The sequence below is a fragment of the Bacillus sp. MHSD_36 genome, assembly GCF_030757775.1.
In the GTDB taxonomy this organism is placed as follows: domain Bacteria; phylum Bacillota; class Bacilli; order Bacillales; family Bacillaceae_G; genus Bacillus_A.
The window spans coordinates 173,986-188,215 of sequence record NZ_JAVBIS010000006.1; the positions used below are offsets into that span (position 1 = coordinate 173,986).

Annotated in this window: 13 protein-coding genes; 5 read left to right on the forward strand and 8 right to left on the reverse strand. The window is 35.8% G+C overall.

Annotated features, from left to right (window positions below; genetic code table 11):
- Positions 1-18 precede the first annotated feature (18 nt).
- On the reverse strand, positions 19-1,404 hold the full coding sequence (locus Q9B79_RS22305) for a peptide MFS transporter (RefSeq protein WP_306187717.1): 1,386 nt from the start codon (positions 1,402-1,404) through the stop codon (positions 19-21).
- A gap of 252 nt (positions 1,405-1,656) precedes the next feature.
- Between Q9B79_RS22305 and brnQ1 the strand changes: the two genes are divergently transcribed.
- Both brnQ1 and Q9B79_RS22315 read left to right on the forward strand, forming a co-directional pair.
- Positions 1,657-2,958 carry a branched-chain amino acid transport system II carrier protein BrnQ1 gene (gene brnQ1, locus Q9B79_RS22310; RefSeq protein ID WP_306187719.1) on the forward strand — a complete coding sequence of 434 codons (1,302 nt, stop codon included), beginning with the start codon at positions 1,657-1,659 and terminating at the stop codon, positions 2,956-2,958.
- A 135-nt stretch (positions 2,959-3,093) separates the two neighbouring features.
- On the forward strand, positions 3,094-4,809 hold the full coding sequence (locus Q9B79_RS22315; RefSeq protein ID WP_306187721.1) for a DUF2339 domain-containing protein: 1,716 nt from the start codon (positions 3,094-3,096) through the stop codon (positions 4,807-4,809).
- 35 nt (positions 4,810-4,844) lie between these two features.
- Here Q9B79_RS22315 and Q9B79_RS22320 read toward each other — a convergent pair whose 3' ends face one another.
- Positions 4,845-6,392 carry a DNA-binding protein gene (locus Q9B79_RS22320; RefSeq protein ID WP_306187723.1) on the reverse strand — a complete coding sequence of 516 codons (1,548 nt, stop codon included), beginning with the start codon at positions 6,390-6,392 and terminating at the stop codon, positions 4,845-4,847.
- Between the two features lie 181 nt (positions 6,393-6,573).
- Entirely contained in the window at positions 6,574-7,965 is a 1,392-nt protein-coding gene (locus Q9B79_RS22325; protein ID WP_306187725.1) for an amino acid permease, read from the reverse strand.
- A gap of 280 nt (positions 7,966-8,245) precedes the next feature.
- On the opposite strand from Q9B79_RS22325, the gene Q9B79_RS22330 reads away from it, so the two are divergent.
- The 3 genes from Q9B79_RS22330 (at position 8,246) to Q9B79_RS22340 (ending at position 10,461) form a co-directional block, all read left to right on the forward strand.
- The gene (locus tag Q9B79_RS22330; protein ID WP_306187727.1) at positions 8,246-9,538 is read left to right on the forward strand and encodes an NCS2 family permease; all 1,293 of its coding nucleotides are present in this window, start codon (positions 8,246-8,248) and stop codon (positions 9,536-9,538) included.
- A gap of 289 nt (positions 9,539-9,827) precedes the next feature.
- Positions 9,828-10,028, forward strand: a complete 201-nt coding sequence (locus Q9B79_RS22335; protein ID WP_000301181.1) for a helix-turn-helix transcriptional regulator — start codon at positions 9,828-9,830, stop codon at positions 10,026-10,028.
- 4 nt (positions 10,029-10,032) lie between these two features.
- Positions 10,033-10,461 carry a hypothetical protein gene (locus Q9B79_RS22340; protein WP_306187729.1) on the forward strand — a complete coding sequence of 143 codons (429 nt, stop codon included), beginning with the start codon at positions 10,033-10,035 and terminating at the stop codon, positions 10,459-10,461.
- A gap of 39 nt (positions 10,462-10,500) precedes the next feature.
- Here Q9B79_RS22340 and Q9B79_RS22345 read toward each other — a convergent pair whose 3' ends face one another.
- The 5 genes from Q9B79_RS22345 to qoxC form a co-directional block, all read right to left on the reverse strand.
- Entirely contained in the window at positions 10,501-10,938 is a 438-nt protein-coding gene (locus Q9B79_RS22345) for a GNAT family N-acetyltransferase (protein WP_306187731.1), read from the reverse strand.
- Between the two features lie 14 nt (positions 10,939-10,952).
- A complete protein-coding gene (locus tag Q9B79_RS22350; protein ID WP_306187733.1) occupies positions 10,953-11,192 on the reverse strand; it encodes a DUF4022 family protein in 240 nt (79 codons plus the stop codon).
- Positions 11,193-11,262: 70 nt separating this feature from the next.
- Complete coding sequence (locus Q9B79_RS22355) at positions 11,263-13,092, reverse strand: monovalent cation:proton antiporter family protein (RefSeq protein ID WP_306187736.1); 1,830 nt, start codon at positions 13,090-13,092, stop codon at positions 11,263-11,265.
- A gap of 219 nt (positions 13,093-13,311) precedes the next feature.
- Positions 13,312-13,623, reverse strand: coding sequence for a cytochrome aa3 quinol oxidase subunit IV (gene qoxD / locus Q9B79_RS22360; protein WP_000081349.1), 312 nt, complete (start codon positions 13,621-13,623; stop codon positions 13,312-13,314).
- Complete coding sequence (gene qoxC / locus Q9B79_RS22365; RefSeq protein ID WP_000729318.1) at positions 13,624-14,226, reverse strand: cytochrome aa3 quinol oxidase subunit III; 603 nt, start codon at positions 14,224-14,226, stop codon at positions 13,624-13,626. It abuts the gene before it with no gap.
- Positions 14,227-14,230: the final 4 nt, after the last annotated feature.

Sequence of the window (14,230 nt, forward strand, 5' to 3'; positions counted from 1 at the left end):
GATTTCCCCTCATCTTTTTTAATCCATCCATTTCACTAATTTTTTAGAAATTAGTAATAAAACACAACCTAATACAATTGCTACAGCTCCGATTACGGTAAATACTTCAGCATATCCAAGTGAAGTTGTGAAGCTTGCAAGTTGTCCGCCTAAAATGTTGGCGATACCTGAGCTTGCTAACCATACTCCCATTAATAAAGAAGCAAGTTTTACTGGGGCAAGAGCACTAACCATTGAAAGTCCAACAGGTGATAGGAATAGCTCACCTAACGTATGGAAAAGATACGTAAAGACGATAAATAGTAAGTTTGCTTTTTCTGTAATGTTATGTTCATCACTACCAGTTTTTAATGTAGCGATAACGAGAATGATATAACCGATACCGAGCAAGATCATACCAAGTCCCATTTTAGTTGGGATTTTTAAATCCCCGCGCTTGCGAGTTGCAAGTTTTGCCCATAATGCTGAAATGACTGGAGCAAGTAAAATAATAAATAATGGATTGACCGATTGGAACCAAGATGTTGGAACTTCCCATCCGAACACAGAGCGGTCTACAAATTTGTTTGTATATAATGTTAATGAACTACCAGCTTGTTCAAAGCCAGCCCAGAAGAAGACAACGAAGCATGTTAAAATGACGATAACTGCAGTACGTTGTTTTTCTTTTTTTGTTAACGGTGTATCTCCTACTGATGGTTGTCCATCTGTTGTTTGTAAATCGCGAGTTGGTTTTTTACCGATATCACCAAGGAAGCGATTTGATAGTGTTGTAAATAAAATTTGTCCAATGATCATTCCGATTGAAGCGGCTAAGAATCCGTAACGGAATCCGTAATGTACAACGCCATCAACCGTTGTTTTGAATAAATTTTCTGATAAAAATCCGCAAACGAGTGGAGCTAAAAATGATCCGACGTTAATACCCATATAGAAAATGGTAAATGCACTATCACGTTTTGGATCGTTCTCTTCATATAATTCCCCAACTAGTGTAGAGATGTTCGGTTTGAAGAATCCGTTACCGATAATAATAAGCGCTAATCCGAGGTATAGGCCGACTTGGTTTTGCAAGGCAAATAGTATAAGGTTACCGATTGCCATTGTTATACCACCAATTGTGATCGCTTTTCGTCTACCTAGGAACCGGTCTGTTAAGTATCCACCAATCATTGGTGTGAAATAACAGGCTCCAGTGTAAAATCCGTAAATAGAGAGTGCCCATGCGGGACTAAACCCAAGACCACCGCTTACTAAAGCTGTCGTTAAATATAATGTTAATAATCCTCGTAATCCATAGTAACTAAATCTTTCCCACATTTCTGTAAAGAAGAGTAAGTATAAACCTGGAGGATGTTTCTTTTTTCTTTGTTGTTCTTTTTCTAGTTGTATCGCTGATTCCATGTTATTTTCCTCCTGACACAAACAAAAACAAAGTTAATAATTTTGTACATTTAATATTTTACCTTATTAACTATTATAAGTCAATAAAGGTTGATTTTTCAGAAGAAATTGGAAAAGGGATATAGCTATAGAATGAGTGTTTCTTTTATGTTAGACTATGGACTATGTTTTCTTTGTAAAGAAGCGGTTTATTGCACGTTTTTATATGTGAAATTGATTTCATAAAAGATGAAATTAAAGAAGGAGAAAGAAATGAAATTGTTACAGAAAAAAGAAATTTTACTTATTAGTCTTATGTTATTCTCGATGTTCTTTGGAGCGGGGAACCTTATATTTCCACCTTTCCTTGGGTATGAAGCAGGAGAACATGTGTGGATTTCATTAGTAGGGTTTATTATATCAGCAACAGGTCTTCCTATATTGGGAGTTATTGCGATTGCGAAAGCAGGAAGTTTTCAAACGCTAGCGGGTAGAGTTCATTCTTCATTCGCCATTATTTTTCTGTGTATCGTGTATGTATTTATTGGACCAGGCCTTGGCATTCCGCGTGCAGGAAGTCTCGCTTTTGAGATGGGACCGGGTCAGTTATTCCCGGAAGCAGGTAGCGTAATCTTATTATGTTACACAGTTATTTTCTTTAGTATTGTGTACTGGTTAAGTTTATCACCGTCTAAATTAATGGGGTTGTTCGGAAAGGTTTTAACACCGTTATTATTAGGTATGATTGCTCTTATCTTTATAAAAAGCATGTTTACATCGGTAGGTAATGTAAAAGAGGCTGCTGAAAACTATGGACAAGCTCCTATGTTCCAAGGGTTTTTAGATGGGTATTTAACGATGGATGCATTAGCAGCTTTAATTTTTGGGATTGTTATTGCAAATGCTCTTCGTGCAAAAGGTATTGAAGATGATAAAGGTTTAGCGAAATATATGAGCATTGCTGGAATTGGAGCAGGACTATTATTATCTATTATTTATGTCATACTTGGATATGTTGGTTCAATTAGCGGTTCGTTAGGTCCATTTGATAATGGGGCGAACGTATTAGCAAAAGTGATGACTACATTATTTGGACAAGGCGGAGTCGTTTTATTAGGTCTTATTTTCACGATTGCGTGCTTATGTGTTTCAATTGGACTTGTTACATCTTGTAGTCAATTTTTCGCAAGTGCATTTCCGAAAGTGGCGTATAAAGTTTGGGCATGTATATTAAGTTGTATTAGTATGATTTTAGCTAATTTAGGATTAACACAAATTTTAAAAGTATCCGTACCGATTCTTGGATTTATTTATCCAGTTGCATTAACGCTTATTATTTTAGGGCTATTCCATAAGTATATTGGAAAGTATGCATACGTATATGCAGTAGCTGTTGGGATTGTAGCAGTATTTAGTGCAATCGATATTTTCAATAAAAATGTGATGATGAATCAGTGGACATCAGTATTGGAATACATTCCGTTTTATGCAGAAGGTGTTGGATGGATTGTTCCAGCTATTATAGGCGTTTGTATTGGTGTTATCGTGAGTATTGTTTTCAATAAGAGGAAATAAGTAAGAGGTGTTTTCCTATTTCGGAGAACACCTTTCTTTTTTTTGGAAAAATGGTATTGAAAATGAATAGACTAAGAGTATGATAAAGGTAATTGGTAATATATAGGTTTTAAATGAATGGTGAGGGGGGAGTATATGAGGGAAGATTTAAATAAGAAAATAGAAGCACTCGAAACAGCAATTGAAACGATGCAAGAAGCACTTTTTGAATTGAAAGCAAAACAAAGAGAAATAGAAAATGCTCAGCAACATGTTAGGACGGAAAAGAAAGAATGTATTGAAACGGTAATAGAGGAAAAACAAAAAGAAGAAGTGGTTACAATAAAAGAGCCCGTGCAAGAACTTGAGGTAAAACAAGTAGACATATCTGCTTTTAAACGAGAACCATTTAATATTATTAAGTTTTGCCAAACGTGGTTGCCACGTATATTTGTCGGCATTATGTTGCTTGGAGTAATCTGGTTATTTAAAGCAGGTGTAGATGCCGGATTATTAACACCAGCAATACGAATTGTGTTTGGTATTGTCCTATCAATCGGTTTTTATTATATAGGAGATATTCAAATTAAACGAGAGCGGCAAGCGTTAGGATTAGTATTAGCAGGAGGAAGTATTACGGGTATAGTTTTAACGACATTTGCGGCACATTATTTATATGGCTTTATTCCAGCAAGTGTCGCGTTTGTATGTAATATTGCATGGGTCATTTTAGGGATTTATGTAGCGAAGAGGTATCAATCAGAGTATCTTACTATCTTCGTAGCAGTAGGAGCTTTCTTCGTCCCATTCTTATTAAATAGTACGACTCCTAATCCGTATATTTTCTTTGGATATGAGACGATATTAACACTTAGCTTATTATGGTATGCGCTGAAAAATCGTTATCAGTATTTATATATGATTTCTTATGCTGTTGCTGCTATTGTCCTTTTTGTCTTCTTTGCTATTATGTCAATGTTAGTAAAGGATTTGCAAGTACAGTTAACGGTTGTTTATGGTTTAATTCACTTACTATTATTTTGGCATATGTTTACGGAGAGAAGTTTTATATTAGAGCCACGCTTGGCGATATTTAGTGCGAATGCAGTTTTCTTTATATTAGCCATTTCAAAAATACCCGAATTTACAACATGGGGATTAATGATTAGTGCGCTTGTGCATGCTATTATGTTCGTGTTTGAATATAGGAAGAATCGACATTCTACATTTACCAATCTTTTATTTGGTTTCGCAATGGGAGCATTTAGTTTAGCTATTTTATATGAGTATAGTTTAGTGAATGCAGCGATTGTATTATTATTACAAGGTTTCCTCGGTATGGTGACTGCTATTAAAGTAAAACAACAAATAAAATTGTATGTTAGTGCGACGATTTATGCGATTGGAATGATACAGACTATTTTTAGTCCATTTGATCATTTCCTTTCAGCTGGGTTTGTTGCTCATATTATTTTAATAGGTACTTTTTATTACTGCATGAAACAAGCGAAAGATGTGTTAAAGAGTTTTGGAAAATACGTTTATTCTATAGCGCTCTATTGGTTTATGGTTATCGTATTTATTGCCATTACTAGAGTTGGTGAAGTGCTCTCTACAGATGGAAGTATAATAAGCGTATCAGTATCCTTATTGTGGATGGTATATGCATTATTTGCAGTTTGGCTTGGACGGAATAAACATATGAATGAAATATTGTATGCTGGATTAGTCGTTTTAGTTGTAACGATAGGGAAGCTATTCCTTCTGGACCTACCAGAAGTATCGATGATGATCAGGGCGGTGTTATTCTTAATAGTAGGTAGTATAGGTATCGTTATTTCAAGAATGTTTTTCTCAAAAGAAGAGAAGTAGAAAGAAGGCAATCCATATCCGGATTGCCTTTTTCATTATTTCTTATTAATCGTTACAGTCTCACTATATTTCGCCGTTGTATTTTGGCGTAGACGAAGCGTTGCTTGTCCAGTTGTATTTGAATCGATTTGTACGTTCACGATTTTCTCAGCAGAACCTAGGCTGTTTGTTGTGAAAGAGAATGCACTGCTATATCCGAAAGTAGATGGCCAAGTACCGTTTGTATTTTGAACTTTTGCTACTTGTGTACCACCAGTCGTGAATATACCTAGAGAGTAATTATTGTATGTTGTGTTTGGTAATAAGTTATTTACTTGAATTTTCATTTGGAACACTTCATTGTTTGGTAGAGTGCTAGGATGTGTAACTACGTAGTCGTTTGCTGTTACAGCACCGTTATAACCGTATGAACCTGGTTTGAAAGTGTTTGTATTAAACCATTGATAACCTGCATTTGGCGCACTCCAAGGTTCGGGTTGTGGCTCAGTTGATAAGCTTGGTTGTTCAAATGTTTGTAAAGTAGTAGGTAAATCAAGTTGTAAACCATTTACTTGATCTAAACTTGTAAATGTTTCTTTATTCGCTAGCCAATTTACGATGTTTTCTAGTAAGATAGCATCGTTTTCTTCTTTATATCCATCGTAAGTTTTCTTTGTTTGACCAGAATCTTCACGAACGTATTTTGGTGATGCATCTTCAACAGGAGAAGAATCACCGATAAAGGCAGCTTTTCCAAGCCCTACTTTAGCGATAGCAGCATAAGGACCCTCTGCAACACCACCGCCGTTATAAACACCGCTATCAACAGCGTTATTCCATTTTGACGGGTTTTCTGGAAGGTAAACAAGTCCTTTTGCTAGTTTTGGATTTGTAATTGCTAGAGTTGAACCAGCGTGCATTGCTACAGATGAAACACCTTTTGTAATTCCAAACGATTGTTCAGGTGACACAATATTTTTAGCGGAAACATCACCGATTGCATTGTAACGGAAGCGAATACCGAAGTTGTCAGATAGCCAATCAGAGCTTTCTACTCCTTGCATAGCTTGTGAGTTTACTTCCTCAGTAGACATTCCTTTTGCAGGATTATCCCAAGCGCCGCGTCTATATCCATTAAATACTTCAGAAGAGTCCCAGCGATTTTTATTGCGGTCTGCATTATAATGATCGGCAATGAAGAAGATACTGCCACCATTTTTCACGTATTGTAACATAGCATCTTGTTCAGATTTTTTGTAAGGAATATTTGCTTCTGGAACGATAAACACATTGTAGTCTTTTAAATCTTCGTATGTAATTGGTGTTGATTTACGTAGTTCTTTTACATGATAGCCGTTTTGGGCAATGCCGTTTCCGAAATCAGAAAAGCCACCATCAATAACCCAGTCAGCGGTCCCAGCAGTTTGACCGTGTGTATTATCGAATAATACTTTTTTCCCATTGTTTTGATTTACAACTTTTGCAGCAATTTCAGGAGCTGGGTCTACAGAGCTTTCTGCATAAGTAGACGGTATGAACGAAGTCCCTATACTTAGTGTAATTGCTGTTGCTAAAGAAAATGTAATCCATTTTTTATTCTTCATAGAAGAATCCCCCTAATAATAAATATATGTGCTTTAATAATGTAATTTATTTTTCTGTAAAAATAAAGACGGAAAACATAAAAAATATTAAAAAATTGTAAAAATAACGTGAATTTTGTTGAGAAATATTTATATAGATTTAAAAACATCCCTTCCAAGTAATAAGGAAGGGATGTTTTGTTTAACTAATTTTTGAATTAGGCGTTTCATCAATTTTATGGAAACCTTTCATGTAATACACGATAGCTAAACCAATAAGCCAAATTGGTCCTACAATTAATGCAATTCTTGTATCTTCTGAATACGCCATTATACCTAATACGAGTGCAAGGAAAGCGAGTGAGAAATATGAACTTAATGGGTATAAAGGCATTTTATACGATAACTTTTGTTTGTTTTGCGTAGGCAAACTTTTACGGAACTTAATTTGAGCGACTAATATAATACCCCAAGTCCAAATTGCCCCGAAAGTTGAAATACTGGTGAGCCATGTAAATACTTTTGCGGGTACAAGATAGTTTAATATAACACCGACGAGTAAGACGATAGCTGTTGCTACAATTCCTTGACTTGGAATGCCATTTTTATTTAAACGACCAAATCTTTCAGGAGCTTTTTTCTGCTGAGCTAATGTATACAGCATACGGCCTGTACTAAATAAACCACCATTACAAGAAGAAAGAGCTGCTGTTAATACGACAAAGTTAATAATTCCTGCTGCTTTTGCAATACCGATTTGCTGGAATGTTAATACGAATGGACTGCCTTTCTCACCAAGTTCGTTCCATGGATAAATTGCCATCATAACGAATAGAGCTCCAACGTAGAACAGTAATATTCTCCAAAATACATTATCGATTGCTTTTGCGAGTGTTTTTTTCGGGTTTTGCGCTTCACCCGCTGTAACGCCGATTAGTTCAACGCCTAAATAAGCGAATAACACCATTTGCATGGAGAGTAGTAATCCAGAAAAACCATTTGGGAACCAGCCACCATGTGACCAAAGATTGGAAATACCAGTAGCGATACCGCCGTTTCCGAATCCGAATAAAATAATACCAGCTCCAACTATTATCATACAGATAATTGTGACAATTTTAATGAGAGCAAACCAAAATTCAAGTTCTCCAAATACTTTTACAGATAAGAAGTTGAAAGCACTCATTAATAATAGAGCGAGTAAAGCCCAAGTCCAGCGCGGGATATCTGGGAACCAGTATTGCATGTAAATGCCAGCTGCTGTAATTTCAGCCATACAAGTAACAACCCATAGGAACCAGTAGTTCCAACCGGTAATGTAGCCAGCTAGTGGCCCAAGGTAATCATAAGCATATTTACTAAAAGAACCAGCAACGGGTTGTTCAATTGCCATTTCTCCGAGTGCTCGCATAATGAAAAAAATGACGAGTCCAGCAATCATATAACCTAGTAGAATAGAAGGACCAGCTAGTTTAATAGCAGAAGCAGATCCTAAAAATAGTCCAACGCCAATAGCTGAACCGAGTGACATTAAAGTAATATGTCTTTCTTTTAAACCACGGTTTAAAGTTCCAGATTTGTTTGTGTGCTGCATAAGAAGAATCCCCCTTGTAGAGTGAACGATATTTGAATGCGTTTACTAAATATTTAACTATTTCAAATTATAAAACATTTCTATCTGTTATGCTACAAAAATAATCAATATGAACTGTACTACATCTGTACTTGTCAGACTTAAACTTAAAATTCGAACTATTAGTGAATATATTGACTCTTCTTTTTAGTGATTGTTAAGATTAAGTATTATATTTTCTCACATACTAGTAAGAAAAGAATGTGTGATAATAATTCAGATGTAGGAAGGGTACATAACCATGTTTCAATTACAAAAATATAACACTTCTGTGAAGCAAGAGCTTTTAGCTGGCATCACAACTTTTTTTACATTTGCGTATATTCTTGTCATCAATCCGAAAATATTATCTGATGCAGGTGTACCATTTGATCAAGCTTTTACGGCAACTATTATTGCGACTGTTGTAGGGACGCTATGTATGGCGTTTTTAGCTAACTATCCAATTGTTATTGCTCCAGCTATGGGAATGAATGCGTATTTTGCTTATTCTGTTGTTCAACAGGCAGAGGGGATTACATATGTCATTGCGTTTTCAGCAGTATTTGTAACAGGTATCATTTTTCTTTTATTATCTTTCACTTCATTTAGGCAAAAGCTAATCGTCGCAATTCCTGACAGTTTAAAACATGCAATTGCAGGTGGAATTGGGTTATTTATTGCTTTTATTGGATTACGTCTATCTGGAATTATTGTTGATCATCCATCTAACTTAGTTACGATTGGTGACTTCCATTCTCCAGCCGTTATTTTAACTTTAATTGGTTTAATATTAGCGGCGGTATTAATGGCATTACGTGTAAGCGGTGCATTATTTATTAGTATGATTGTGACAGGAATTATAGCCTTCTTTACCGGGCAACTGAAGTTTACGGATAAAATTGTTGCGATGCCTCATTTACCAAAGGGGATTATCGTTTCAAATCCAATCAACGCCTTTTCAGATGTAATTGAATACGGATTATACGGTGTTGTATTTTCATTTTTACTTGTACTGTTATTTGATACAACAGGTGCATTACTCGGTTTAATTAAACAAGCAGGCTTAATTACAGATAATACAGAGAAGCGTTTTGGTAAAGCGTTTATTGCGGATGCAATTGGTGGGACTACAGGCTCTATCTTTGGGACAAGTCCAACAGCAGCAACGATTGAATCGTCAGCTGGTATTGCTGCGGGTGGTAAAACAGGATTAACAGGTATTGTAGTAGTCGGTCTAACGATTATAACGGCATTCTTCAGCCCTGTCATTGCTTCTTTATCAAGCGTAGCCGCTATTACAGCTCCTTCGTTAATTATTGTAGGTAGTTTAATGGCGCAAAGTCTTCGTGATATTAATTGGAATGAATTTGATGATGCGTTACCAGCATTTTTAATTTTCGTTGGTATTCCGTTAACGTCTAGTATTGCGAATGGAATTGCAATTGGATTTCTAGTGTATCCAGTCTTAAAAATTGTGAAGGGGAAAGGGATGGAAGTACATCCGCTACTCTACTTATTTACAATTTTATTTGGATGTCATTTATTCTTATAATATAGATATAGGAGAGGGGACTTCTTATGAGAGGCCCCTTTTTTGTGTATAATAAAGTGAAACTATAATCAGTGGGGGTTCTGTTCATCCCCCACTGATTATTAGTTGAACCAATCGGGCTTTTATGGGCAGTTTGACTCTCTCTGGATATCTGGTTATTAGCTTAATTATTAGGAGGGAGTCTTACTGCCCGTTAATGCGGGGTAAAGTGAAACTATAATCAGTCACGCAAAATATAAATTACTTAATGGAATATATATGTTACAATACAGATGGAGGGGGAACATGAATGGCTGTAAGTAAAATAAAAGTCGCGCGTGTTCAGTTAGATTTAACACAGCAACAATTAGCAGAAAAAGTAGGCGTTACAAGGCAAACGATTAGTTTAATTGAGAAGGGGAAATACAACCCGTCTTTAGATTTATGTTTGAAAATTTGTTATGCGGTAGATAAAACATTGAATGATTTATTTTGGGAGGAAGAGGAGTGAGGGGATGAGAATTGTGAAAGATGAACGTTTAATGATTGAGGGGCTAAAACATATTAGGCTCGTTTTCATCTTACAAAATATCGTCATACTAGGTATTGTTTTTTATCGCTACGTTTTGCGAGATGCAGGATATGAAAGTGTTTCGGATTTATTAATGATATTTATGTGCGGGATAATAGGGATTAACTTTTTAAATTTAAAAAATTCGGTGCAAGTGTATGAGCATACGGGCGGAGTATCACGTAGCTATTTTATGAAACTATTATTCATTCCGGTAGGTATTATTATTGGGATTCTAGCCATTTGTATCGTTGTAACACCGGATATTTCGATGAAGGAAATTAGTATGACAGGACTTATTATGTTTGCTTGTTTTTTAGTGCCTAGTTTGTTTATATACATATATATGAAGAGAATAAAAAGTGAAGATTGAAACATAAGAAAAGCTTTCCCATATTGCGGAAAGCTTTTCTTATATTCTTTTATATAGTACTTTATGAAGGCCAATCGGTTCAATTTCAAAGATTTCACCATGTTCCTGGAAGCCTAAGCGTTTGTAATAGTCAGCTACAGTAATTCGCCCATTACACCATAATATATTTGCTTGGCGCTCTTGCAAGATTTGTTCCGCCTTCTGAATTAAGGAGCTTCCAGCACGGTTGTTTCGAAATTCAGGTAATGTGGCCATTCCTCGTAGACGATAATGAACACCTGTTAGTAAGTCAGGGTGTATCTCTTTTGAGAAGGAAGCGATACTAATTAGTTCATCGTTTATAAATGCGCCTAAGTGAAAGGTGTCTGTTTCATAATCGGAAGGGTATTTACAATCTGCTAATGTTTGATTCGGGCGTAAAATTTTTTGACGTAATACGTAAGTTTCAGATCCCTCAATATTTTTCATGGTAATCATATTAACATCCTTTCCTATAAGGATTTTTCTGTTAATTGTATGAAGAAATAGGCAGGTGCAGCGAGAAGTCCGAGTATGCTAGCAGTTCCGAGAAGGAGTGAAAGTAGGAGGCAAGAATATTTTATTCCATTCGATTTTTTCCATCCGTAACTACAAATCTCAATACTAACACCGATGAGAATAATGGCAACGAGTATTTCTGCTAATAATAAAAGAGCTAAAGTTACAATAGACATAATGTGATCCACCCTCATAATATGTGATAGTTACATTTTACCATATGAAATGGAAAAAAATGCCCCTCAATTATGTGAGGGGCATTTTCTATTCTAATATGCTTTTTAGTGTATCGATATGTTCTTTTGAACCTGTTACAAGTAATGTATCACCGTGCTGTAGTCTCGTATCACCATGTGGAATTAATGCTTTATTCCCACGATAAATTTGAATGACTAGTACATCACCTAAAAAAGGAAGGCGGCGAAGTGCCACGCCGTTATATTTATTGCTTCGTAGTTCAACTTCACGGACCGTTTCGTTAGCTGTTGTAATTAAGCGAACAAGACTCGGTTTATCAATAAGTGCACGTAATAGAATACGTGTAGAGTTAATTGTTGAGAATACAGCGATATGCTCTTGTGTTGCTTTTTCTTGTAGAAGTGGATCTTCTACGCTTGCAATAACATGTTCAACACCTAGTTCTTTTGCGTGTTCTGCTAATAATAAGTTTTGCTCATCATCACTTGTTGCAACAACAACACGGTCTGCGTTAAATGCTGTTTGTTCAGTTAATGATGCGATTGTGATGTCATCTAATTTTACGATAGGGAAGTCATGTGATTTTGCTTCCTCATCATTTATTTTATTTTGACGTATCATATAAAGTGTTACGTCATAATCTTCTCTTTTTAAATCAAGTGATAACGGAAGGGTAATTCTGCTCGCGCCAATAATAGAAACCTTTGGTTTTGGTGTTTCTACTTTTGGGAACATCTTTTTAAATAATATAGGTGCAAAAATACAAGTAATAACTGCACTTAAAATAAGGGAAGCAGATAAACTTGGACTGATGATTCCTAGTTTTTCACCAATTTGTGCAGCTGCAATAACTAAAGAAAGTGTTGATGTTAATAAGATGGCACTTCCCAGTACGATATTACGTGGATACCATTTTCGTAAAACGAGTGATGGTAGCAGCTTCGAGATAAAGAGTCCCACAATTAAAATTGGAATCATTAGCATGCTAGAAGGTTCTTTAAAAATAGACCAAACCTCTAAATTTACACCGACCATTACGAAGAAAATAGGAATGAAGAAACCATATCCGATAGAATCTAGTTTTTCAACCATATCTTCATTTGGTGATAATAATGATACGAGTACCCCTGCTAAGAAGGCACCTAAAATATTTTCAGCTCCAACCGATTCAGATAACCCAACTAATATTAAGATGAGTGCAAAAACAGCTCGTGTATCAATTTGTACACTACCAGCTTTTAAGCTATCTAAGTATGGAATGTTTTTAAAGCGTTTTGCAACGAAGTAAATAACAATACCAGCGCCGAATAGAAGAAGAAGGAGCCACATGCTTTGACCGCTTTCGGAATTTAATCCGACGAATACAGCGAGTAAAATCATTGTAACTAAATCTGCAATAACAGCGACTAATAAAATGATTTGTCCGATTGCCGTTTTTCCTAAGTTATTCTCTTTTAATGTTGGTACGACAACACCTAAGGAAATAGTTGAAATAATTAAAGTCATGAACATTGCATTATCTACAAATCCTAGCCATACGAATAGTAATGATAGGGCATAAGATAAGATGAAAATAAAGAAGAAGATAATGCTTGCTGCTTGAAACGTGTTTGGTTCGTTTGTCGTATTTTTTTTCCCTTTTTGTTTAAAGATAGAAAAATCAATTTCTAAACCGCTTAAAAACATAAGGAAGATAAATCCTAGTGTCGATAAGACTTGAAGCCACATATCTGGCTCAATAATATTAAACCCACTTTTACCTACAAAGATTCCTGCGATGATTTCTGCAACAACGACAGGAAGTGCTTTTAATTTAAAGCGTTGTAACAAAAGGGGAACGAAAAACGCGATTGCAACGACAACCATAAGTGATAGAACAGAAGTGTGATGTTCCATTGCGTTCTCTCCCTTCAAATAAATATAGTACTTATTTAGCCATATAATAGGTAGAAAAGCAACGCATATGGATTCGATTTCATAAAGAAAGAGTTTTCTTAAAATTTGTCATAATAAGTATATTTTTCATGATTCTGTTGTTAATTCCGTAATGTGGATGTAATAGGGGAAGTAATAAAAAAAGACTGCTGAGAAATCTCAGCAGTCTTTTCATGTACATTACATTGAGAAGAAGATCCATACAGTTAAACCAACTGTTGCAGTTGCAACGAAGAAACTGTATATCATAGTAAGAATTTGAACTCTTCCTTCTCCTTCTTTTAAGTGCATGAACATAATTAATTGTAACAACGCTTGCGCAACAGCCATTATGATAATAGTTGTTAAGATCGTTGAAAGTGGCAGGTTTGTGTAAAGTGCCACGTATAGAGCTAGAAACGTTAGTGCAAGCGATAAAATAAATCCGAAAACGTGTGACCAAGGGAATCCGCTATGCGCATGCCCGTTTGCTTGGTTGTTATTTTGACTCATTTACGCCACCATCCCGTTCAAGTAAACTAGTGTGTAAATAAATACCCAAACAAGATCAAGGAAATGCCAGTATAAGCTGATAATGAATACTTTACGAGCTGTAACTGGTGTTAAACCTCGTTTTAAAATTTGGATAATAACACAAGTTGCCCAAATGATACCGCCTGTTACGTGGGCTCCGTGCGTTCCAAGAAGAACGAAGAATCCAGATAAGAAAGCACTTGTTTGAATTGTTGCGCCTTCACCAATATACATAATGAACTCTTCGATTTCGAAGAATAGGAAACCTGCACCTAAAAGTAATGTAAGGACGAACCATCCAAGCATTGCTTTTTGGTTATGCTTACGCATTTCGTGAATTACGATACCACATGTGAAACTACTTGTTAAAAGTAGTAGTGTTTGAATTAAAAGCGTTTTAAGTTCAAACAGTTGTGCTGGTGTTGGGCCATCTGCCGTACGACCAGCAAGTACTAGATAAGAGGCGAAAAGTGTTGCGAACAGCATAATTTCAGCCCCAAGAAAAATCCAGAATCCTAGGATATTCAATCTGCTTTGCTCGGATTGATATTCCAAAGGTAAGCTTTTATCTAAAGCCGCCATATCA